Genomic DNA, 20480 nt, shown 5'->3' with positions numbered 1-20480 from the left:
CGCCTCAGCCCCCCACGGTTTCGCAGGGGATCGCGCGGGCGGTCAACCGGCGGCAGGCAAGTTCGGCCTGTTCTTCGGTCAGCCCCATGAAGCTGGCCCGCCATGCGCCGCCTGACTGTGTCGTCTTGCGCAGCCCGTCGTTCAGCGTGGCACTTTCCGCCAGCGCGGTCTTCAGAAGCGCCTTTTCCGCGTCGTAGCGGGACGGGAATTCGCCCACGTTCACCCCGAAATGCCGCCCGCCCGAGGTCGACATCACCACGACGACCTCCTGGCTTTCCTCGGCGGGGAGGTCTTCCTCGGCGGCAGCAACGGCGTCGAAGATCGGCGCCTGCCGTTTCGGCAGCGGCGCAGCAACGCTGGCCGCAGCAAGCTCGATGTCCGGCGGGGCAAGGTTGGCGGCCCCGGCGACGGTTTCGACCTCGGTCACCTCGCCCATCAGGGGAAGCGCCGGGTCGGCCAGTGCCACTTCCGTGCCCGGATCGGTCACGACCAGCTCTGGCTGAGGGGCCGCTTCGGCAACCACGACTTCTTCCAAAGGCAGCGACGCCTCGGGTTCCTTGACTTCGGCGACCGCAGTCTCGGCAACCTCGTCGGGTCGTGCCTTGGGCTTCAACGCGGCCAGGGCGGGGTCAGCCGCGTCGGCGGGAGGGGCTTCTGCCTCGGGCAGGGCCGCAACCAGGGTCTCGGCCGGTGCCCCACCCGATTTCAGCGCTGCGGCCTGGGCTTCCAGCGTCCCCGGCTCGGCAGGGGCTGACACGGCGGGATCGACTGCGGCCAGCGCTGTCGCGTCCTCGACCGGAGTCGCGGCTTCGGCCAGCAGCTCTTCGACCGGGGCCTCCAGGACCTCGGCTGCCGCCAGAGCGGTTTCGGGGGCGGCCTCCGTTGTCATGGCCTCGGCCTGGAACTCCAGCGTGCCTTCGGGGGCCGGCGCTGCCGTGGCTTCGGCGAGCGCATCCTCGATGCTGGCGTTCATTGCGACGACAACCTCGTCCGGAACGGCCGGGATCGAAGGCCGGGCTTTCGGGCGCGGCGACACTTTCACTTCGCCGGACACGCGGACGGTCTTGCCCGCGCCCCCCTCGGCGTCGATTTCGTCGATGCCGGATTCAAGCGAGGCGACAAGCGCATCCTCGACCGCAGCCGCGACCGGAGGCTGTTCCTTGACATTGTTCGGAGCCTTGCCAAAGCCGATATCCATCAGCTCTTTCATCTTGGCATTGCGGTTGGCCGTCGATGTCCCGCCGAAGACCGTCGCGATGACGTGCTTCTTTCCGCGGTGCGCCGAGGCGGTCAGGTTGAACCCTGCAGCCACGGTGTAGCCGGTCTTGATGCCGTCGGCGCCTTCATAGGCATCCAGAAAGCGCGTGTTGGTGTTCGACACCTGCGCGACCCCGGCATCCGCCGTCCGGCGCGAGAAGATGTGGTAGTACTGCGGGAAATCGTAGAACAGGTGCCGCCCCAGGATATTCATGTCCCGCGCGGTCGACAGGTGACCGTCCGAGGTCAGGCCGTGGGCGTTCTTGAAGGTCGTGTTGTGCATCCCCAGCTGCCGGGCTGTCCGGGTCATCCGTTTGGCGAAGGCCACGTGGTCGCCACCGATATGGTCGCCAAGCGTCGCGGCCGCGTCATTGGCCGACTTGATGGCCGCAGCACGAATCAGGTAGCGCACGGCGATCTTCTGTCCCGGCTTCAATCCCAGCCGCGACGGCGGTTGCGAGGCTGCATATTTCGACACGGTGACCTTGGTGTCCAGCGTCAGGCGACCGGCCTCGATCTCCTGGAAGACGATGTAAAGGGTCATCATCTTGGTCAGCGATGCTGGATGCAGCCGCGTGTCGGCGTTCTTTTCATACAGCACCTCGCCGGTGCGACCGTCCATGACGATGGCCGCAAAGGGCGCAGCCTGCAGGGGTGATGTCACCACCACCGTACTGACAACAAATGCCAAGAAAATAGCGCGGTAAATCCGCCCGAGAAGCGATGCCACGTCGCCTACCCTTTGCCTGTTGGCCCGGATTTTCCGGTGCCTTATTCTGCTCAGCCGGAAAGCTAGCACAGGACTTGCCGTGCGAAAACCTAAAAATTCCAATGGCTTTCAAGCATTAGTTCATGCAGTTGCGTGAATGCAGCATATTCCTGCCGATCATCGCATATCTTGGGCGAGTCGGCGCTTGCGCGACTAGCTGTTGGGGTCAGGCTGACAGCCGGCGCACAAGGTCGGCCAGTTCGCCGAGGTCTTGCAGCACGTGGAAGCGATGATGGTCGACCGGGGCCTTTGCGGCCTCGAACGCCCATTCATGCTCGTGCGGGACATGGACACCCCAAGCCCCGGCCTGCAGTGCCGGAATGACGTCGGATTTCAGCGAGTTTCCGACCATCAACGCCTGATCCGCGCCGGTGCCGTGGCGCGCAAAGATGGTGCGATAGGTCGCCTCGGTCTTGTCCGACACGATCTCGATCCCGTCGAAAAGGTCGCCCAGCCCCGACTGCGCCAGCTTGCGCTCCTGGTGCAGAAGGTCGCCCTTGGTGATCAGGACCAGGCGGAAATCGCCCGACAATGCCGTGACGGTGGCGCGGGCGTGGGGCAAAAGCTCCATCGGATGCTCCAGAAGGTCGCGCCCCATCGCCACGAGGTCGCCGATGACGCTGGAGGGGACCCGGCCCTCGGTCACCTCGATGGCGGTCTCGATCATCGACAGGGTGAAACCCTTCACGCCAAAGCCGTAATAATCAAGGTTCCGCCGCTCGGCCGCCTCCAGCCGCGCGCGCAGGTCGTGGGGGTCGGCGTGGTCCTGCAGCACCTGCAGAAAGCGGTCCTGGGTCAGCCGAAAGAACGTCTCGTTCTGCCAAAGTGTGTCGTCTGCATCGAAGCCGATGGTGGTCAGCATGTCCGCCCCCTTTTCGCCACGGCAAAAGAGGCTATATTTCACACACCAGTTGCAACACCGAATCCCACGTCCGGAGCCCGCATCCCGTGTCAGCCCGCCCATCGACCATGTCCGACAAGACGGATGGCCCGGGGAATGACACCTCGATCCTGACGAAGACCAAGACCAAGACCCAGCGTCCGCCGATGTACAAGGTGATGCTGCTGAACGACGATTACACTCCGATGGAGTTCGTGGTTCACGTGCTGGAGCGGTTCTTCGGCCTGAACCACGCCCAGGCGTTCGAGATCATGCTGACGGTGCACAAGAAGGGCCTGGCCGTGGTCGGCGTCTTCAGCTTCGAGGTGGCCGAGACCAAGGTGGCGCAGGTGATGGACTTTGCGCGCCGCCACCAGCACCCGCTGCAATGCACGATGGAAAAGGAATGACCTGTCGTGTTGTCATAAGGGGACCGGGGGCCTAAGGCTCCGCCCATGCGTTCCGCAAGATTGTCACTGGCGCTGGAAACTGGCGCATTGGACCTGCCATCCCAAGGCAGGATCGCGGTCTATCGGCCGCGGATTGGCGACGACCTGGCCGACCTGCCGCGTGACCGGGTGACGGTGCTGACCGGCTTCAAGCCGGACCATGACCATTTCGGCGCGATGTATTCGGTCACGGCAGAGCCGCCCTATGCTGCGGCCATCGTCTGCCTGCCCCGTTCGCGCGAGGCGGCACGCGGTCTGATCGCGCGGGCGGCGGCCGAAGTCTCGCCGGGGGGCTGGATCGCGGTCGATGGGCAGAAGACCGACGGGATCGACACGGCGCTGAAGGACCTGCGGGCGCGGGTCGATCTGTCGGAAAGCCTGTCGAAGGCGCATGGCAAGCTGGCATCGTTTCTGGCCGGGCCGGATCTGTCGGACTGGCAGGCCAAGCCGCATCTGGTCGAGGGGTTCCAGACCCTGCCCGGCATCTTTTCGGCCGATGGGCCGGACCGGGGGTCGGTGCTGCTGGCCTCGGCCCTTCCTGCGAAGCTGGGGGGCAAGGTTGCCGACCTTGGGGCGGGCTGGGGCTTCCTTGCGGCCGAAATCCTGAAGCGCCCCGGCGTCAAGAAGCTGGACCTGGTCGAGGCCGAGGCCGACGCCCTGGACTGCGCCCGAGTCAACGTCACCGACGGCCGCGCCCAGTTTCACTGGGCCGATGCGACCACCTGGCGGCCCGACACGCTGCTGGACGTCGTGGTCATGAACCCGCCCTTCCACAAGGGCCGCGAAGCCGATCCGGACCTGGGGGCGGGCTTCATCCGGGCGGCCCGGCGGATGCTTGCCCCCAGTGGCGAGCTGTGGTTGGTCGCCAACCGCCATCTGCCCTATGATGCCGTGCTGTCCGAAAGTTTTCTGGAAGTTCGGGAGGTGGTCACCAACGGCGGCTTCCGGGTGATCCAGGCCATCAAGCCCAAGCGGGCCAAACCCTGACACGAGGCTGCCCATGTCATTCTCTGTTTCCGGCAAGACCGCTATCGTCACCGGCTCGGCTTCGGGCATCGGGCTGGCCATCGCCCGGCATCTGCTGGACAAGGGCGCCAACGTGATGTTCGCCGACGTGGACGAAGCCAGGCTTGAGGCCGAAGTGGGCGAGGAAGCGCGGGCCGAAGGGCCGGTCCGCATGTTCTCGGGCGACCTGACCGAGAAGCTGACCATCGCCAACCTCTTGTCGGCCACCATCGACGCCTTCGAGAGGGTCGATATCCTGGTCAACGCCAACCGCAGGACCCTGGTGTCGGACATCCTGAACCCCGAAGCCGACGGGGTCGAGGAGTTGTGGCGCCACAATGTCCTGTCCGCGCTGCGGATTTCGCAGATGACGGCCAAGCGGATGATCCAGCACGCCCAGCGGGCCGAGGTCGAGCCGGGGACGATGCTGGGCTCGATCATCAACCTGTCTTCCATCGCCTCGCAGGCGACACGGCCGGAACTTCTGGCCTATTCGATGGCCTCGGCGGCGATGGACCAGATGACGCGGTCGCTGGCGGTGGGTCTGGCGCCGAAGGGCATCCGGGTCAACGCGGTGGCCTTCGGCAGCGTGATGAGCGCAAGCCTGCAGGCAGCGCTGAAGGAACACCCCGACTTCCGCGATCAGATCACCGACGCCACCCCGCTGGGGCGTATCGCGGCACCGGCGGAACTGGCCGAGGCGGTGCAGTTCCTCGCCTCGGACGCATCGGGGTTCATCACCGGGCAGGTGCTGACGGTGGACGGCGGGCGCGGGCTTCTGGACGTGGTCAGCGCGCCGGCCCACTGATCATTCTGGATACTGCGCCTTGCAGGCTGCAATCACCTTTTCGGCCTGACGGGCCAGGCTGGCCCGCTTTTCCTTAAGGCTGGCCAGCGTCCGCGCCTCTTCGTTCAGGTCGATGGCCTTCGGGCGCTTTTCCGTCACCGGACGCTCATCACGGCACAGGCGCGGCGGCGGGGCGGGCTCGCCCTCGGCCACCGGGGCTTGCGGGCAGTAGGCCCAGTAATCCTCGTAGACTGTCACTGTCTCGAATGCATAGCCGCGCGCAAGGTTCCCTTCGGATTCGGCGATCAGGCGGTCCACCGTGCGCAGGTCGCGGGTGTTGCGGGTGATGCACTGCTCCTGCGGTGTGCCGCAGGCCGCAAGGGTTGCAAATGTCAGCAAAACCAGCCGTTTCATGGTTCCCTCCTCAAACAGTGGAAAGCAGCGCGCGGGGGTGCTAGGCATGCGGTGCCAATATCCGAGGACCCAAGAATGACCGATCCCATTGACAGTCGCAACGCCGTCGCCGCCGCGTGGTTCCGGACCCTGCGCGACCGGATCGTCGCGGCCTTCGAGGGGCTGGAAGACACCTATGCCAAGGGCAAGCCCGGCCGGTTCGAAGTGACGCCCACCTCGCGTGCCGATGGCGGTGGCGGCATCATGAGCGTGATGCGCGGCGGCCAGGTCTTCGAGAAGGTCGGGGTCAACTGGTCGGAAGTGCATGGCGTGCTGGGTGAAAAGGCCCAGCGCGCGATGGCGGCGCGCGGCGTGCCGGGGATGGACAGCGACCCGCGCTTCTGGGCCAGCGGCGTCAGCCTGGTCGCCCACATGGTCAACCCCCATGCCCCGGCCGTCCACATGAACACCCGGATGTTCTGGACCCCGGGCGCCTGGTGGTTCGGCGGTGGGTCGGACCTGAACCCCTGCATCGAATATGCCGAGGACACCGCGCATTTCCATGCCGAAATGCAGAAGGCCTGCGACGCCCACTCGCCGGACTACTATGCGAAGTTCAAAGCCTGGGCCGACGAGTACTTCTTCGTCCCGCATCGCGGCCGCGCGCGGGGCGTGGGCGGCATCTTCTACGACGACCTGAACACAGGCGACTGGCACCGCGACTTCGCCTTTACCCGTGCGGTGGGCGAGGCTTTCCTGCCAGCCTTCCAGCCGCTGACCGAACGTCGTGTCCAGACGCCCTGGACCGAAGCCGACCGCGAAGTGCAGTTGCAGCACCGGGGCCTCTACGCCGAATACAACCTGGTCTATGACCGGGGGACGAAGTTCGGGCTTGAGACCGGGCATGACGCGAACGCCGTCCTGATGAGCCTGCCGCCCATCGCCAAGTGGTACTAGGCGCATGGCCGACATCACGGTGAAGGCGGCCTACGGCTCGGTGGTCGAGGATGAGGGCGAGCTGTTCATCGGCTTTGCCGAAGGCGAGGACGCAGACGAGGGCTATGTCCTCTTTCGCCAGCCCGTCGGCGGCGGACCGGTCTGGTTCGAGGCCAGTGACGAAACCTTCGGGGCCGAGGATGCGATCGAAAGCGTCGTCGCGGGGCCGAAAGGGTTCGAGGTGACGATCCGCCCGGAGAAGCGCGGGGCTTATGGGTTCGCGGCGACAGTGGCGGTCAGGGTTGGCCCGGGGTGCGAGGACGGGCCGGAGGCGCTGGCGGCGCTGCAGGCGATGCTCGGGGATCTTTGGACGTAGGCTCGTCGTGCGTCTTCGACTTCTCCTCGCAGGCGCCACCGTCAGCGACGAGTGACGAAGTCATCGAGGAGCGTTTGCGTGGCTCCACACCGCGTGGCGGATGCGCGCGGTCTTGTAGGCGTCCAGCACTGCCATCGCCCAGACGAAGAGCCCACCCGCCATCTTGCCGACAAAGGACACGTCAGGCGCTGCGGTCTTCAGGGTGAAGCCGCCGAGCAGGATCGCAAAACAGACGAAGATCAATCCGCGCACCGGCTGGCGGTTCAGGACCTGCCCCACGCCAGGCAGGATCACGGCAACGGCAAGGACAATGTAGGGGTTCAGCGGCGATTTCATGCGGGGTCCATCAGGGCCAGCACATCCTTGCGGATCGCGGCCAGTCTGTCGAGGAGCGGTTCAAGCCGTGCAGGTGAGAGGGGCTCGCGGCCCATCTCGGCGTCACGGAAAATGAGATAGCGGCCGCGGTCGGCTTCCTCGGCCAGGATCACGATGCGCAGGCCCTTTGGGGAGAGAACCAGCTCCTTGACCTTTGGGTCGGTGAACAGGTCGGCATGGCGGGCCAGCAGGTCCGGCGGCGGGATGCGGGTGGCGTCGTCGCTGCGGATGGCGATTTCCTTCGGCAACTCAGGCGGGGTCGGCAGCGACTGGGGCAGGTCGGCGAAGCGGGTGAAGGGCTCGTTGCCCGAGGGACGCGCCATCAGGTCAAGCGTTGCGTCCAGCGGCAGGGGCTCGGGCAGGGTGACCAGGACCCAAAGCGCGGGCAGCTTGCGGAAGGTCAGCGTGTCGGGGATGGCCTGCAGGTCGAAGGCCAGGCCCGCGCGCCTGCCGGTCATGCGGGGAAAGCCGGTCGGCTGGACCCGCGTTTCGCCGCCGTCGAACAGGGATCTGACCGCAGAAAAATAGTTCGCGCGCGCGCGCGTGCGCGCGGCGGCTTCGCGGATCAGGCGAAGGGCAAGCCACAGGCCAAGGGCGGCGAGGGCGATGCCAAGGGGGACAAGCGGGGACATGGGGAAAGGCCCGCCCCTTTCGGGACGGGCCGTTGAACCTTAATAGCCGCGCGGTTTCGGCCAGGGCATGGTGAACTGCGCCCCCCGGTTCACGAAACGGTAGCGCCAGAAGTGGAACCACAGCGACACCACGATGTAGAAGCCGATCATCGCGACAAGCTGGGTGCCGTAGCCCAGGAACACCGCGAAGAAGGTGACGGCGCACAGGGTCAGCAGCGTGATCGCGGGGACCGGATGGAACGGGTGTTCATAGCCGCGCTTGATCGTCTCCAAGGGCCACTTGCGCCGGAAGAGGATGATGTTGAGCGGCATGAACGTATAGCCCAGAAGGCCCGAAAGGATCGAGAAGGTGATCACCTGGTCCAAGGGCGCACCAAGGGCGAAGATCAGCGCGATGGGGACGAGGAAGACAATCGACCGGTAGGGTGTGCGATACTTCGGGTGGACCGCGCCGAACCAGCCGGGCAGGTACTTGTCCCGGCCCATGGCAAACCAGGCGCGGCTGGCGTCGTTGATGCAGCCGTTGGCGCTGGCCAGGGTCGCGAAAAGGGTGCCAAAGCCCAGAAGCCAGACCAATGCAGTGGACCCCGACAGCCGCGCCGTGTCGAACAAGGGCGCAACCGAGCCGTTCACCCCGTCGCCCAGGAACTCCCACGGCAGGACGCCGGAACACATGTACCAGGTCAGCGTGGCGGCAATAAGCAGCGTCATGATCCCGGCCAGCGTCCCGAAGGGGAGCGCGCGGGCGGGCGAGCGGACTTCCTCGGCCGCCTGCGTGGTGCCCTCGATGCCCAGGTAGTACCAGAGCCCGAAGTGCATCGCCGCAAGGACCCCGATCCAGCCATAAGGCAGCTCGTGACCTTCGAAGAGGGCCGCGTGCTCCATGATCCCGCTGCCGACCAGACCGGTGGTCGAGATGAACAGCACGAGAATCGCCATGAAGGCGATGGCGGTGATCACCAGGTTGAAGGTCAGGGTCGCAAGAACCCCGCGATAGTTCAGCCAGGCCAGGAACATGATGACCAGGATGATGAACGGCCGCTGGTCCAGAGCCGCCTCGTGTCCGGTCATCGAGGCGACGACGGAAAAGAGGTAGCCTGCGGTGATCGCATTGGCCGCTTCCAGCATCGTGTAGGCGAAGACAAGGTAGAGGCCGACGTTGAAGGCCATAAGCGGCCCGATGATATGCTTGGCCTGGGTGTACTGCCCGCCCGCCGAGGCGACGGTCGATGTCACCTCCGAGTCAATCATGGCGACGCAGGAATAGAGGATGCCCGCGAACCAGCAGGCGATCAGCGCGGCATAGGCGCCGCCTTTGCCGACGGCGAAGTTCCAGCCCATGTATTCGCCGACCAGAACGATGCCGACGCCAAGCGCCCAGACGTGAGCCGGGCCAAGGACGCGCAAGAGGCCGACCTTGGTGCCATGCGGTCCCATGCCGTCCATCGTGGTCGAGGTGATGTCTACGTCAGCCATCAATGCACCTTGTGTTCTTCGGCCATCGCCTCAAGCTCGCCTTCGCGAGAAGAGGTGAGGACATCTTCGGAGAATGTGCTGTCGGTCTTCAGCCAGTCGACAGCCATGTGCAGGCCAAAGGCGGCCGAAAGCCCCCAGGCGCCGTATTCAAGCCAGTTCCACAGGTCCATTTCAGCTTACTCCCCGAATTTTTCTGAAATGACCTCGCGGTATTCCACTTCGGAAAACCGCAGGATCAGGAAGTAGTACAGGAGGATGACCGCGATCATCGTCAGCAGCGCCGTGACCGAAAAGCTGTAGTCAAAGCGCGCAAGGATCAGGTCATGCGCCGTCTCGGGCGTGTAGCCGAGTGCTTCATACTTGGCGGACTGCGCTTCGTTCTGGCCCAGGGCCTCCCATGTCGGGTTCGCGACCGGGGTCGACACGGATTTGGCAGCGCCGGCCATGCCCATCCACAGCGGGACGAACAGCGCACCGACCGTCAGGACGACCAGCACGACGACGTCGAACAACTGGCTGGCCTTGCCCTGCTTGGGGGGTTGATAATGTGCCATCATCAGCCCTTTCTGCCGCGGGCTTCGTCAAGGAACTTGATGTCGAGGCCGTACATGAAGTCGCGGTCCTCACGATAATGGCGCAGCATCGCCAGGATCGCGGCGGTGTTGAAGATCAGCACGACGGCTCCGGCGATCATCAGCAACACCCGCGCCGTCCCATTCGGCGCAAGGTCCCAGGTCGCGGTGGCCACAAAGATCACGGCGCACCAGAGGCCAATCACGAACGCCCATGCCACCAGCACGTCACGTCGGTGCATCGCCTCAATCCGTTGATTAAGGTCTCCCACAGTTTCCTCCCTTGGACTCTTGTGTGGTCCGTGCGACGCGGTCCCCGACGTCTTTCCCTGCACGGCAAATTTGTTTTCCACAGGGAAAGCCACCTGCGACATTCTGTCAAGAAAAACTGCAGATGCCTGTTCGTTAAGCAGTGTTTTTCCCGACAGGTGAAATTTGTTTCTTACCAGTTGACAGGGCAAATGGTGATGCTAGCGTCATGCCAATCACGTGAAGGAGACGAATCCATGTGCGGCATCGTTGGACTTTTCCTCAAGGACCCGAAGCTGGAACCGCAACTGGGGGCCATGCTGACGGACATGCTGATCACCATGACCGACCGCGGCCCCGACTCGGCCGGCATCGCGATCTATGGCGGGGCGAAGGACGGTCTGGGCAAGATCACCATCCAGTCGGCGACCCCGGACAAGGATTTCAAGAACCTGGACGGCGAGCTGCATGACGCCATCGGCCAGCCGGTGACGATGCTGATCAAGTCGACCCATGCCGTTGTCGAGGTTCCGCTGGACCAGATGGACGCCGCCCGGTCGGCCCTGTCGCACCTGCGCCCCGGCGTGAAGGTGATGAGCGCGGGCGACAGCATCGAGATCTTCAAGGAAGTCGGTCTGCCCAAGGACGTGGCCGCCCGCTTCGACGTCGCCCGGATGAAGGGCACCCACGGTATCGGCCACACTCGCATGGCGACCGAATCCGCCGTGACGACGATGGGCGCGCACCCGTTCTCGACCGGCCCGGACCAGTGCCTGGTGCACAATGGCAGCCTGTCCAACCACAACGGGCTGCGGCGCGAGCTGATCCGCAAGGGCATGACCTTCGAGACCCAGAACGACACCGAAGTCGCCGCCGCCTATGTCAGCCAGAAGCTGAAGGAAGGCGAGGATCTGGGCACCGCGCTGGAATCCGGGCTGGAGGATCTGGACGGCTTCTACACCTTTGTCGTCGGCACCAAGAACGGCTTCGGGGTCGTCCGCGACCCCATTGCCTGCAAGCCCGCCGTGATGGCCGAGACCGACGAATACGTGGCCTTCGGGTCGGAATACCGGGCGCTGGTCAACCTGCCGGGCATCGAGACGGCCCGCGTCTGGGAGCCGGAACCCGCCACTGTGTACTTCTGGGAGCGTTGAGAGAATGCAGACCTTCGACCTGGGGAAAGAGGGCCTGCGCGCCCTGAACTCCTCGCTTCACGCGCTGCGCGGCCAAACCAACATGACCGCCTGGGAGGTCATCAATCCCAAGGGCGCCCATGCCATCGCCGCCGGGGTGGATGCCCCTGTCGACATCACCGTGCGCGGGTCCACCGGATACTACTGCGCGGGCATGAACAAGCAGGCGACGATCCGCATCAAGGGCTCGGCTGGCCCGGGCGTGGCCGAGAACATGATGTCGGGCACTGTCATCATCGACGGCAACGCCAGCCAGTATGCCGGGGCCACGGGTCGCGGCGGCCTCTTGGTGATCAAGGGCAATGCGTCGTCGCGGTGCGGTGTGTCGATGAAGGGAATCGACATCGTCGTCCACGGAAGCATCGGCCACATGTCGGCCTTCATGGCGCAGTCGGGGAACCTGGTGGTGCTGGGGGATGCCGGGGATGCGCTGGGCGACTCGCTCTACGAAGCGCGCCTGTTCGTGCGCGGATCGGTGAAGTCGCTGGGCGCTGACTGCATCGAGAAAGAGATGCGGCCCGAACATATCGCGCTCCTCGCCGACCTTCTGAAACGCGGTGAGGCGGACGGCAAGGCCAAGCCGGAAGAGTTCAAGCGTTATGGCAGCGCCCGCAAGCTGTACAATTTCAACATCGACAACGCGTCGTCGTACTGAGGCAGTCTGAATGAGCGACTTTCCCCGCACCCCGCCGCGCTATTCGGCCACTTTCACCCCCGCCGTGAACGCCGAGATCCGGCGCGCTGCAGCAACCGGCATCTATGACATCCGAGGCGGTGGCACCAAACGGCACTTGCCGCACTTCGATGACCTTCTGTTCCTTGGCGCCTCGATCAGCCGCTACCCGCTGGAAGGCTACCGCGAGAAATGCGCGACCGATGTGTGGTTGGGCACCCGTTTTGCCAAGAAGCCGATCCACCTGGATATTCCGGTGACCATAGCCGGGATGAGTTTCGGCGCGCTGTCCGGTCCGGCCAAAGAGGCTCTGGGCCGTGGCGCGTCCGAGGCTGGCACCTCGACCACCACCGGCGACGGCGGGATGACCGAGGAAGAGCGCGGGCATTCCAAGACGCTGGTCTATCAGTACCTTCCCAGCCGCTATGGGATGAACCCCGACGACCTCCGCCGTGCCGACGCCATCGAAGTCGTCGTCGGCCAGGGCGCAAAGCCGGGTGGCGGCGGGATGCTGCTGGGGCAAAAGATCAGCGACCGCGTGGCGAACATGCGCAACCTGCCCAAGGGGATCGACCAGCGCAGTGCTTGCCGGCACCCCGACTGGACCGGCCCCGATGACCTTGAAATCAAGATCATGGAACTGCGCGAGATCACCGATTGGGAAAAGCCGATCTACGTCAAGGTCGGCGGCGCTCGCCCCTACTACGACACCGCTTTGGCCGTGAAGGCGGGCGCGGATGTCGTCGTGCTGGACGGCATGCAGGGTGGCACGGCGGCGACGCAGGACGTGTTCATCGAACATGTCGGCATGCCGATCCTGGCCTGTATCCCGCAAGCCGTGAAGGCGCTGCAGGACCTGGGGATGCACCGCAAGGTGCAGCTGATCGTCTCGGGCGGCATCCGGTCGGGCGCGGACGTGGCCAAGGCGATGGCCCTGGGCGCGGATGCGGTGGCCATCGGGACGGCGGCGCTGATCGCGCTGGGCGACAACGACCCGAAGTGGGAAGAGGAATACCAGAAGCTTGGCACCACCGCCGACGCCTATGACGACTGGCACGAAGGCCGCGACCCGGCCGGGATCACCACGCAGGACCCGGAGCTGTCCAAGCGGTTCGATCCTGTCCTCGGCGGCCGCCGCCTGAAGAACTATCTCAAGGTGATGACGCTGGAGGCGCAGACCATTGCGCGCGCCTGTGGCAAGAACCACCTGCACAACCTTGAGCCCGAGGACCTGGTCTCGCTGACCATCGAGGCGGCAGCGATGGCGGGCGTTCCCCTGGCAGGCACCAACTGGATACCGGGGCGGAACGGCGGCTGGTAAGGCCGCCGTTTCCCCTTAAACACACAAGAAAAGACCTAGGGAGTTACAGTGATGGCTAAAGACCTTGCCAAGTGGGCAAAGGAAAAAGGCGTCAAGTATTTCATGGTTTCCTACACCGACCTTTTCGGTGGGCAGCGTGCGAAACTGGTGCCGACGCAGGCGATCAACGACATGGCAGTGGATGGGGCCGGTTTCGCGGGGTTCGCGACCTGGCTTGACCTCACTCCGGCACACCCGGACATGATGGCGGTCCCCGACCCCGAGGCGGCGATCCAGCTGCCCTGGAAGAAAGAGGTGGCCTGGGTTGCCTCGAACTGCGTCATGGAAGAAAAGCCGCTGGCGCAGGCCCCCCGCAACGTGCTGCGCCGCCTGATCGACGAGGCGGCGAAGGACGGCCTGCGGGTCAAGACCGGGGTCGAGCCCGAATTCTTCCTGCTGACCCCCGAGGGCGACAGGATCGCTGACCCCTACGACACGGCCGAGAAGCCCTGCTACGACCAGCAGGCCGTCATGCGCCAGTATGACTGCATCGCCGAGGTCTGCGACTACATGCTGGAACTGGGCTGGGAGGCCTACCAGAACGACCACGAGGACGCGACCGGCCAGTTCGAGATGAACTGGAAGTACGACGACGTCCTGCAGACCGCCGACAAGCACAGCTTCTTCAAGTTCATGATGAAGTCGGTCGCCGAAAAGCACGGCCTGCGCTGCACCTTCATGCCGAAGCCGTTCAAGGGGCTGACCGGGTCGGGCTGCCATGCCCACATCTCGGTCTGGTCGCTGGATGGCAAGACCAACGTCTTCGCCGACAAATCGAAGGAGTTGGGGCTGTCCGAGCAGGGGCGCAACTTCCTGGGCGGGATCATGAAGCACGCCTCGGCTTTGGCGGCGATCTGCAATCCGACGGTGAACAGCTACAAGCGGATCAATGCGCCGCGGACGTCCTCGGGCGCGACCTGGGCGCCGAATACGGTGACCTGGACGGGCAACAACCGGACCCACATGGTCCGCGTGCCGGGACCGGGGCGGTTTGAACTGCGCCTGCCCGATGGGGCGGCGAACCCCTATCTGATGCAGGCGGTCATTCTGGCTGCGGGCATCGACGGGGTGCGCACGAAGGCGGACCCCGGCAAGCGGCATGATATCGACATGTATCAGATGGGGCACACGGTGAAGAACGCGCCGAAGCTGCCCTTGAACCTGCTGGACGCGCTGCGGGAGTACGACAAGGACAAGACCCTGAAGTCGATGATGGGGGACGAGTTCTCGTCGGCCTTCCTGAAGCTGAAACACAAGGAATGGAACGACTACTGTTCGCATTTCTCGGCCTGGGAGACGCAAAACACGCTGGACATCTGATTTGTGTCGACGTTGGAGAGTTGCGGCCAAGCCAACAAGACTAAGGGCTTGGCTGCAAACATCCACGGTGTCTTAGCCGTTGGCGTGGGCGTCCGGCCCGGAGCCGATAACTTTACCTGACCTGAACCCCCCAACTCACCCCGGAGCGATCCGGGGTTTTTCTCATGTCCAAGGTCACTCCCCCTCACCCTGACCCTCTCCCCCGCTGGGGAGAGGGGACGCGGTTGGACAGGGCAGTGCCTTAGTCCACCGGCGTTTCCGGCCCCGCGATGTGGACGGCCAATAGGCAGCCGGTGGGCGTGTGGGAGTTGTGCTCGGTCCCGTCGCGGTAGAAGACCATGTCCCCGGCGCGCAGGATGGTGCCGTCGCTTTCGTGCAGCTCGCCTTCCAGGATCAGGAACTGTTCGTGCCCGTTGTGGCGGTGGCCGCGCGTCGTCATGCCGGGGGGCATCCGGTAGACGTGAAAGCCCACGCCCGGGGGCTGGCTGTCGTCCAGCTGCAGCACGGAATCGCCGAGGGCCACGCCGTCCGGGTAGACGAAGGGGGTGAACCGGGCGTCGTGGATGTTGGCGATCCGGCGATCCTTGGGGTCGATGGGCTGCATGGCGGGCTCCGATTACTTGCCTGCGGGTGAAATTTCTTGACGCAGGTCAAGGCCGATTGTGCCGTTTGATGGTTGGTGGTGTCCAGCCAACTGTGAAGGGAATGGACACCATGTCAGCCAAGATTCTTTGCCCCACCGACGGAAGCGATCACGCCACCATCGGGGTCATTCAGGCAGCAGAGGTTGCCAAGTCTACCGGTGCTCATCTGACGATCTGCGTGGTCAACATCGCCCACGGCGGCGCGCGGGGGCCGACCATCAGCCACTGGAAGGCGGACGAGGTGCAGAAGCTGATGGCCGATGCCGAGGCGCTGGCCAAAAGCGAAGGCGCGGCCGATGTCGGCACGGTCGAGGTCGTCGCGCGTGAGGCCGCCCCCGCGATCATCGCCTATGCCGAGCAGAACGGCTATACCCACATCGTCATGGGCACCGGCGACAAGCGCGGATTGCAGCGGCTGGTCCTTGGGTCGGTGGCAAGCGAAGTCGCGACGCGTGCGCACTGCACGGTGACCATTGCCCGCTAGCGCGGCTTGCGCTTAACTTTCATGCAGAAGTTGTAACGACGCCCCCGGGATCACGTGGTTCCGGGGGCGGTTCTGTTTACCGTCAGGAAGAAGATTTGACACAGGCGCAACAATGCCCCTAGGCTTGCGAAAAACCAGCGCGCCCGACGCGTGAAAAAAGACTCACCATCCGGAGGTTGACCATGAAGAAGAGAGTTGCCGTCATTGGAGCCGGCCCGTCGGGCCTTGCGCAGCTGCGCGCGTTCCAGTCGGCCAAGGCGAAGGGCGAGGATATCCCCGAGGTCGTCTGTTTCGAGAAGCAGTCGAACTGGGGTGGCTTGTGGAACTACACCTGGCGCACCGGCCTGGACGAGCACGGCGAGCCGGTGCACGGCAGCATGTACCGCTATCTCTGGTCGAACGGCCCGAAGGAGTGTCTGGAGTTCGCTGACTACACCTTCGACGAACACTTCGGTCGCCCGATGGGTTCCTACCCTCCGCGTGAAGTGCTGTGGGACTACATCAAGGGCCGTGTCGAGAAGGCCGGCGTGCGCAAGTACATCCGCTTCAACACCGCCGCCCGCAACGTCACCTTCGACGACAAGACGAAGAAGTTCACCGTCACCGTGCACAACTACGACCAGGACGTGACCTACTCGGAAGAGTTCGACTACGTGGTCGTCGCCAGCGGCCACTTCTCGACCCCGAACGTGCCCTACTTCCCCGGCTTCGAAACCTTCGGCGGCCGCGTGCTGCACGCGCACGACTTCCGTGACGCGCTCGAATTCAAGGGCAAGGACGTGCTCATCGTCGGCGCCAGCTACTCGGCGGAAGACATCGGCTCGCAGTGCTACAAGTACGGCGCCCGTTCGATCACCAGCTGCTACCGCACCAACCCGATGGGCTACAAGTGGCCCGACAACTGGGAAGAGAAGCCGCAGCTGCTGCGCGTGGAAGGCAAGACCGCCCACTTCGCCGACGGCACCAGCAAGCACATCGACGCCGTCATCCTGTGCACCGGCTACAAGCACCACTTCCCCTTCCTGGCGGAGGAACTGCGCCTGAAGACCGACAACCGTCTGTGGCCGCTCAATCTGTACAAGGGCATCATGTGGGAGGACAACCCGCAGCTGATGTACCTCGGCATGCAGGACCAGTGGTACAGCTTCAACATGTTCGACGCCCAGGCCTGGTACGCGCGCGACGTCATCCTCGGCCGCCTGCCGGTGCCGTCGTACGAAGAGATGCACGCCGAGGACATGAAGTGGCGCGAAGAGGAACTGACGCTGGAAGACGCCCAGCAGATGTTCGAATTCCAGGGCAAGTACATCCAGCACCTGATCGACGCCACCGACTACCCGAGCTTCCCGATTCCCGAGGTCAACCAGACCTTCCTCGAATGGAAGAAGGACAAGTACGAAGACATCATGGGCTATCGCAACAAGTGCTACCGCTCGCTGATGACCGGCACCATGGCCACGCCGCACCACACCTCGTGGCTGGAGGCACTGGACGACTCGCTCGAGGCCTACCTGAACGAGCCGGCCTCGACCGAGCAGGCCTGACGGCCCGGGGCCCACGGGTGACACACCCGTGACCGACCAACCCTGATGCGACCCGACCTGCCCGGCCACCACCGGGCACGTCGGGTCGCGGGTGCTTCCATGACATGAACACGATCGTCGAACCTTCGCTGAATCCGGCGACTGCCGCGCGAACGCGTGCGCGCCACGTCCGTCACGTCGCTCCTGGCGGCGCGGCGGTGTCCTTCGACCTCGCCGCCGGCGACCGCCTCACGCTGACCGACCCCGAAGGCCTGCAGCAGGGCCTGCTCTACGTCGCCGGCCCGGCCGGCATCGCCACGGCCATGCTGCCCGGCCTGCTCGTCACCACGCCGGCCGATGTGCCGGCCTTTGCCCGCGCGCTGCTCAGCGGTGCGCCGGCCGGCTGGAGCCTGGTCTGTGCCGAAGTGTTCGGCAGCGACGGGCTGCCCGGCGGCCAGCGCGTCATCACCGCACCGGGCGCCGTGCGCTGCGCGCTGCACGCGCCGGGCGAGGACATGCAACCGGACGCGCAGAACGCGCCAACCGAACTGATCGCCGACATCGAGTGCGCCGAACCGGTGGCCGGCATCGCGCCGCCGCCGCTGGCACCGCCGGTGCTCGACCTGCGCATCGGCGCCGGCACCGCCCAGGCCTACCGCGTGAAGGCCGGCGACTACATACAGGTGATCGACGTCGACGGCCGCCAGTGCTCCGACTTCCTCGCCTTCGACGCCGCCGCGCTGGCGCAGGGCCAGGAATACGACCTCGACCCGACCACCACGCGCACGCTGATGGGTTCGGCCAGCCCCGGCCCCGGCCTGCTGAACAAGTACTACGACGAGCGCCAGGTGCCGCTGGTCGAGGTGATCCGCGACACCGTCGGCCGCCACGACACCTTCATGCTGGCGTGCAGCGCGAAGTACTACGACGACATGGGTTACCCCGGTCACGCCAACTGCAGCGACAACTTCAACAACGCGCTCGAACCGCACGGTGTCGCCCGCCGCGCCGGTTGGCCGGCGATCAACTTCTTCTACAACACCATCGTCAATCACGACGACAGCATCAGCCTGGACGAGCCGTGGTCGCGCGCCGGCGACTACGTGTTGCTGCGCGCGATGACCGACCTGGTCTGCGCCTCCTCGTCCTGCACCGACGACATCGACCCGGCCAACGGCTGGAACCCGACGGATATCCACGTGCGGGTCTATGACGCCTCGAACAACTTCTCCAAAGGGATCGCACACCGCATGACGCCCGACGCCGCCCCCAAGCTCACGCGCGAAACCGGCTTCCACGCCCGCACCTCCGCGCTCACCCGCCGCATGGTCGAGTACCGCGGCTTCTGGCTGCAGGACTCGTTCTCGTCCAACGGCCCGATCGACGAATACTGGGCCTGCCGCGAACGCGCGGTGATGATCGATCTGTCCGCACTACGCAAGTTCGAAATCACCGGCCCCGACGCCGAACAGCTGCTGCAGCTGGCCACCACGCGCAACATCCGCAAGCTGGCGGTCGGCCAGATCGTCTACACCGCGCTCTGCTACGAGCACGGCGGCATGATCGACGACGGCACCGTGTTCCGCCTGTGCCAGAACAATTTCCGTCTGGTGTGCGGCGACGACTACTGCGGCGTGTGGCTGCGCGAACTGGCGGCCAAGCACAACCTGCGCGTGTGGGTGAAGTCATCCACCGACCAACTGCACAACCTGTCGGTGCAGGGCCCGAAGTCGCGCGACATCCTGCGCGAAATCGTCGTCACGCCGCCGGGCAATGCGTCGATGGACGAACTGAAGTGGTTCCGCATGACCGTCGGCAAGATCGACGGCCTGCCGGTCGTCGTGTCGCGCACGGGTTACACCGGCGAATTGGGCTACGAAGTCTGGTGCCACCCGAAGCACGCGGTTCAGGTGTGGGACGCCATCGCGAAGGCCGGCGAACCGCACGGCATCGCGCCGATGGGCCTGGCCGCGCTCGACATGCTGCGCATCGAAGCGGCGCTCATCTTCGCCGAGTACGACTTCTGCGATCAGACCGACCCGTTCGAAGCCGGCATCGGTTTCGCAGTGGCCGCCGACAAGGAGGATGACTACGTTGGCAAGGCCGCGCTGGAGCGGCGCAAGGCCCACCCGGCGCGCGTCATGGTCGGACTGGACATCGAAGGCACCGAACTGGTGGCGCACGGCGACCCGATCTTCAACGGTCGCGCGCAGATCGGCCAGATCACCAGCACCACGCGCTCGCCCATCCTCGGCAAGACCATCGCGCTGGCGCGGCTGGACGTGTCGGCGGTCGAGCTGGGTGCCACGGTGGAGATCGGCAAGCTGGACGGTCACCAGAAGCGCATCAAGGCCACCCAGGTGAAAACCTCGCACTACGACCCGACCAAGGCTCGCGTGCGCGCCTGATCGCAGTACGCCGGCAGCAGGGCGCGGAGCGGCGAAAGCCGTTCCGCGCCTTTTTCATTCCCGCGATGGAAATCCGCGGCGCCTCCGCAGGCGCGGTGACCGTTCGGACCTACCAGGCGTCGCTGCGCGGCAGGTCGTCGTCGATGTCGTAGTAGTCGGCGCGCGAGCCGGCGAAGATGTGGGCCGACAGCTTCAGGCCGGTCGGGCGGTCCAGCGTACCGGCAGTCACATAAGTGACGTCGGATGCGGCGTCCTTCCAGAACAGGTTGCCGCCGCAGTGGGCGCAGAAGCCGCGCTTCACGGAGGCCGACGAGGCGTACCAGCGCAGCGGGTCGCCGGCCATGATTTCGAGGTCGGCGTCGGCGCAGCTCGCCATCACCGCATGGTGGCCGCTGGTGCGCGCGCACTGGCTGCAATGACACGCCACCGGTGCGCTCAGTGCTCCGCGCACGCTGTAGCGCACGGCACCGCACAGACACGCACCTTCACCTCCACCGCCCTTCGCCATCGCTCGCCTCCCCTGTTCGTGATGCGCGCAGCGTACGCAGCAGGCGCCCCCGCGCACATACCACCTAGGGGGTAACCCCTCTTGAGAATTGTCCCGACCTCCCCCGGACAACAGAATCAGTCCCAGATCGACCGCGCAGCGCGGCGACGCCCACGACAAGGAGATCCGGGAATGCAGAGGAATTCGGTACTGAACGAGCGGCACCGCCAGC

Annotated in this window: 23 protein-coding genes; 12 read left to right on the top strand and 11 right to left on the bottom strand. The window is 65.1% G+C overall.

The features are described from left to right. Positions 1 to 4: 4 nt before the first annotated feature. The gene (locus U1E69_RS02395) at positions 5 to 1948 is read right to left on the bottom strand and encodes a D-alanyl-D-alanine carboxypeptidase family protein (RefSeq protein WP_322242489.1); all 1944 of its coding nucleotides are present in this window, start codon (positions 1946 to 1948) and stop codon (positions 5 to 7) included. Between the two features lie 244 nt (positions 1949 to 2192). Beyond that, positions 2193 to 2888, bottom strand: coding sequence for an HAD family hydrolase (locus U1E69_RS02390; RefSeq protein ID WP_322242487.1), 696 nt, complete (start codon positions 2886 to 2888; stop codon positions 2193 to 2195). A gap of 107 nt (positions 2889 to 2995) precedes the next feature. Between U1E69_RS02390 and clpS the strand changes: the two genes are divergently transcribed. From clpS to U1E69_RS02375, 3 genes are read left to right on the top strand one after another with little or no spacing between them, the layout of a single operon-like run. Continuing rightward, a complete protein-coding gene (gene clpS, locus U1E69_RS02385) occupies positions 2996 to 3316 on the top strand; it encodes an ATP-dependent Clp protease adapter ClpS (protein WP_295080708.1) in 321 nt (106 codons plus the stop codon). Positions 3317 to 3361: 45 nt separating this feature from the next. Beyond that, on the top strand, positions 3362 to 4342 hold the full coding sequence (locus tag U1E69_RS02380; RefSeq protein ID WP_322242484.1) for a class I SAM-dependent methyltransferase: 981 nt from the start codon (positions 3362 to 3364) through the stop codon (positions 4340 to 4342). A gap of 13 nt (positions 4343 to 4355) precedes the next feature. Then, entirely contained in the window at positions 4356 to 5168 is an 813-nt protein-coding gene (locus tag U1E69_RS02375) for an SDR family NAD(P)-dependent oxidoreductase (RefSeq protein WP_322242481.1), read from the top strand. Here U1E69_RS02375 and U1E69_RS02370 read toward each other — a convergent pair whose 3' ends face one another. Next, the gene (locus U1E69_RS02370) at positions 5169 to 5561 is read right to left on the bottom strand and encodes a hypothetical protein (protein WP_322242478.1); all 393 of its coding nucleotides are present in this window, start codon (positions 5559 to 5561) and stop codon (positions 5169 to 5171) included. Positions 5562 to 5636: 75 nt separating this feature from the next. On the opposite strand from U1E69_RS02370, the gene hemF reads away from it, so the two are divergent. Together hemF and U1E69_RS02360 are read left to right on the top strand one after the other, a co-directional pair. Next, on the top strand, positions 5637 to 6497 hold the full coding sequence (hemF, locus tag U1E69_RS02365; protein ID WP_322242477.1) for an oxygen-dependent coproporphyrinogen oxidase: 861 nt from the start codon (positions 5637 to 5639) through the stop codon (positions 6495 to 6497). A 4-nt stretch (positions 6498 to 6501) separates the two neighbouring features. Further along, a complete protein-coding gene (locus U1E69_RS02360; RefSeq protein ID WP_322242475.1) occupies positions 6502 to 6852 on the top strand; it encodes a hypothetical protein in 351 nt (116 codons plus the stop codon). Between the two features lie 60 nt (positions 6853 to 6912). Here U1E69_RS02360 and U1E69_RS02355 read toward each other — a convergent pair whose 3' ends face one another. The 6 genes from U1E69_RS02355 to U1E69_RS02330 are packed head-to-tail and all read right to left on the bottom strand — an operon-like array spanning position 6913 to position 10149. Further along, positions 6913 to 7188, bottom strand: a complete 276-nt coding sequence (locus U1E69_RS02355; protein WP_322242473.1) for a hypothetical protein — start codon at positions 7186 to 7188, stop codon at positions 6913 to 6915. Beyond that, complete coding sequence (locus tag U1E69_RS02350; RefSeq protein ID WP_322242471.1) at positions 7185 to 7859, bottom strand: hypothetical protein; 675 nt, start codon at positions 7857 to 7859, stop codon at positions 7185 to 7187. Before U1E69_RS02350 ends, U1E69_RS02355 begins: the two co-directional genes overlap by 4 nt. Positions 7860 to 7898: 39 nt before the next feature. Continuing rightward, a complete protein-coding gene (locus U1E69_RS02345) occupies positions 7899 to 9335 on the bottom strand; it encodes an APC family permease (protein ID WP_322242469.1) in 1437 nt (478 codons plus the stop codon). Next, entirely contained in the window at positions 9335 to 9505 is a 171-nt protein-coding gene (locus tag U1E69_RS02340) for a hypothetical protein (RefSeq protein WP_322242466.1), read from the bottom strand. The genes U1E69_RS02345 and U1E69_RS02340 overlap by 1 nt, the downstream gene beginning before the upstream one ends. 6 nt (positions 9506 to 9511) lie before the next feature. Continuing rightward, entirely contained in the window at positions 9512 to 9889 is a 378-nt protein-coding gene (locus tag U1E69_RS02335; protein WP_322242465.1) for a hypothetical protein, read from the bottom strand. Positions 9890 to 9891: 2 nt separating this feature from the next. Beyond that, positions 9892 to 10149: a hypothetical protein gene (locus U1E69_RS02330; RefSeq protein ID WP_322242463.1), complete on the bottom strand. Its 258-nt coding sequence runs from the start codon at positions 10147 to 10149 to the stop codon at positions 9892 to 9894. A 264-nt stretch (positions 10150 to 10413) separates the two neighbouring features. Between U1E69_RS02330 and U1E69_RS02325 the strand changes: the two genes are divergently transcribed. From U1E69_RS02325 to glnT, 4 genes are read left to right on the top strand one after another with little or no spacing between them, the layout of a single operon-like run. Beyond that, the gene (locus U1E69_RS02325; protein WP_322242461.1) at positions 10414 to 11310 is read left to right on the top strand and encodes a glutamine amidotransferase family protein; all 897 of its coding nucleotides are present in this window, start codon (positions 10414 to 10416) and stop codon (positions 11308 to 11310) included. A gap of 4 nt (positions 11311 to 11314) precedes the next feature. Further along, complete coding sequence (locus U1E69_RS02320; RefSeq protein WP_322242459.1) at positions 11315 to 12004, top strand: GXGXG domain-containing protein; 690 nt, start codon at positions 11315 to 11317, stop codon at positions 12002 to 12004. 10 nt (positions 12005 to 12014) lie between these two features. After that, positions 12015 to 13343: an FMN-binding glutamate synthase family protein gene (locus U1E69_RS02315; RefSeq protein ID WP_322242456.1), complete on the top strand. Its 1329-nt coding sequence runs from the start codon at positions 12015 to 12017 to the stop codon at positions 13341 to 13343. 51 nt (positions 13344 to 13394) lie between these two features. Continuing rightward, positions 13395 to 14702: a type III glutamate--ammonia ligase gene (gene glnT / locus U1E69_RS02310; RefSeq protein ID WP_322242454.1), complete on the top strand. Its 1308-nt coding sequence runs from the start codon at positions 13395 to 13397 to the stop codon at positions 14700 to 14702. A 241-nt stretch (positions 14703 to 14943) separates the two neighbouring features. Here glnT and U1E69_RS02305 read toward each other — a convergent pair whose 3' ends face one another. Further along, positions 14944 to 15306: a cupin domain-containing protein gene (locus U1E69_RS02305; protein WP_322242451.1), complete on the bottom strand. Its 363-nt coding sequence runs from the start codon at positions 15304 to 15306 to the stop codon at positions 14944 to 14946. 110 nt (positions 15307 to 15416) lie between these two features. On the opposite strand from U1E69_RS02305, the gene U1E69_RS02300 reads away from it, so the two are divergent. From U1E69_RS02300 to U1E69_RS02290, 3 genes are all read left to right on the top strand, one after another. Further along, positions 15417 to 15830: a universal stress protein gene (locus tag U1E69_RS02300; protein WP_322242448.1), complete on the top strand. Its 414-nt coding sequence runs from the start codon at positions 15417 to 15419 to the stop codon at positions 15828 to 15830. A gap of 182 nt (positions 15831 to 16012) precedes the next feature. Further along, a complete protein-coding gene (locus tag U1E69_RS02295; protein WP_322242445.1) occupies positions 16013 to 17374 on the top strand; it encodes an NAD(P)/FAD-dependent oxidoreductase in 1362 nt (453 codons plus the stop codon). Between the two features lie 104 nt (positions 17375 to 17478). After that, on the top strand, positions 17479 to 19761 hold the full coding sequence (locus tag U1E69_RS02290; protein WP_322242444.1) for a DUF1989 domain-containing protein: 2283 nt from the start codon (positions 17479 to 17481) through the stop codon (positions 19759 to 19761). Positions 19762 to 19870: 109 nt separating this feature from the next. Here U1E69_RS02290 and U1E69_RS02285 read toward each other — a convergent pair whose 3' ends face one another. After that, on the bottom strand, positions 19871 to 20269 hold the full coding sequence (locus U1E69_RS02285; protein WP_322242442.1) for a GFA family protein: 399 nt from the start codon (positions 20267 to 20269) through the stop codon (positions 19871 to 19873). Positions 20270 to 20480 lie beyond the last annotated feature (211 nt).

This window comes from Tabrizicola sp. (assembly GCF_034366665.1).
Taxonomy (GTDB): domain Bacteria; phylum Pseudomonadota; class Alphaproteobacteria; order Rhodobacterales; family Rhodobacteraceae; genus Tabrizicola.
Note: the sequence above shows the minus strand (reverse complement) of the source record. Positions and strands in the feature narration are given on the sequence as shown.

Excerpts from the sequence above, each read along its gene's own strand:
- U1E69_RS02390 (WP_322242487.1), bottom strand. The coding sequence starts at position 2,888 with ATGCTGACCACCATCGGCTTCGATGCAGACGACACACTTTGGCAGAAC.
- clpS (WP_295080708.1), top strand. The coding sequence starts at position 2,996 with ATGTCCGACAAGACGGATGGCCCGGGGAATGACACCTCGATCCTGACG.
- U1E69_RS02380 (WP_322242484.1), top strand. The coding sequence starts at position 3,362 with ATGCGTTCCGCAAGATTGTCACTGGCGCTGGAAACTGGCGCATTGGAC.
- U1E69_RS02375 (WP_322242481.1), top strand. The coding sequence starts at position 4,356 with ATGTCATTCTCTGTTTCCGGCAAGACCGCTATCGTCACCGGCTCGGCT.
- U1E69_RS02370 (WP_322242478.1), bottom strand. The coding sequence starts at position 5,561 with ATGAAACGGCTGGTTTTGCTGACATTTGCAACCCTTGCGGCCTGCGGC.
- hemF (WP_322242477.1), top strand. The coding sequence starts at position 5,637 with ATGACCGATCCCATTGACAGTCGCAACGCCGTCGCCGCCGCGTGGTTC.
- U1E69_RS02360 (WP_322242475.1), top strand. The coding sequence starts at position 6,502 with ATGGCCGACATCACGGTGAAGGCGGCCTACGGCTCGGTGGTCGAGGAT.
- U1E69_RS02355 (WP_322242473.1), bottom strand. The coding sequence starts at position 7,188 with ATGAAATCGCCGCTGAACCCCTACATTGTCCTTGCCGTTGCCGTGATC.
- U1E69_RS02350 (WP_322242471.1), bottom strand. The coding sequence starts at position 7,859 with ATGTCCCCGCTTGTCCCCCTTGGCATCGCCCTCGCCGCCCTTGGCCTG.
- U1E69_RS02345 (WP_322242469.1), bottom strand. The coding sequence starts at position 9,335 with ATGGCTGACGTAGACATCACCTCGACCACGATGGACGGCATGGGACCG.
- U1E69_RS02340 (WP_322242466.1), bottom strand. The coding sequence starts at position 9,505 with ATGGACCTGTGGAACTGGCTTGAATACGGCGCCTGGGGGCTTTCGGCC.
- U1E69_RS02335 (WP_322242465.1), bottom strand. The coding sequence starts at position 9,889 with ATGGCACATTATCAACCCCCCAAGCAGGGCAAGGCCAGCCAGTTGTTC.
- U1E69_RS02330 (WP_322242463.1), bottom strand. The coding sequence starts at position 10,149 with ATGCACCGACGTGACGTGCTGGTGGCATGGGCGTTCGTGATTGGCCTC.
- U1E69_RS02325 (WP_322242461.1), top strand. The coding sequence starts at position 10,414 with ATGTGCGGCATCGTTGGACTTTTCCTCAAGGACCCGAAGCTGGAACCG.
- U1E69_RS02320 (WP_322242459.1), top strand. The coding sequence starts at position 11,315 with ATGCAGACCTTCGACCTGGGGAAAGAGGGCCTGCGCGCCCTGAACTCC.
- U1E69_RS02315 (WP_322242456.1), top strand. The coding sequence starts at position 12,015 with ATGAGCGACTTTCCCCGCACCCCGCCGCGCTATTCGGCCACTTTCACC.
- glnT (WP_322242454.1), top strand. The coding sequence starts at position 13,395 with ATGGCTAAAGACCTTGCCAAGTGGGCAAAGGAAAAAGGCGTCAAGTAT.
- U1E69_RS02305 (WP_322242451.1), bottom strand. The coding sequence starts at position 15,306 with ATGCAGCCCATCGACCCCAAGGATCGCCGGATCGCCAACATCCACGAC.
- U1E69_RS02300 (WP_322242448.1), top strand. The coding sequence starts at position 15,417 with ATGTCAGCCAAGATTCTTTGCCCCACCGACGGAAGCGATCACGCCACC.
- U1E69_RS02295 (WP_322242445.1), top strand. The coding sequence starts at position 16,013 with ATGAAGAAGAGAGTTGCCGTCATTGGAGCCGGCCCGTCGGGCCTTGCG.
- U1E69_RS02290 (WP_322242444.1), top strand. The coding sequence starts at position 17,479 with ATGAACACGATCGTCGAACCTTCGCTGAATCCGGCGACTGCCGCGCGA.
- U1E69_RS02285 (WP_322242442.1), bottom strand. The coding sequence starts at position 20,269 with ATGGCGAAGGGCGGTGGAGGTGAAGGTGCGTGTCTGTGCGGTGCCGTG.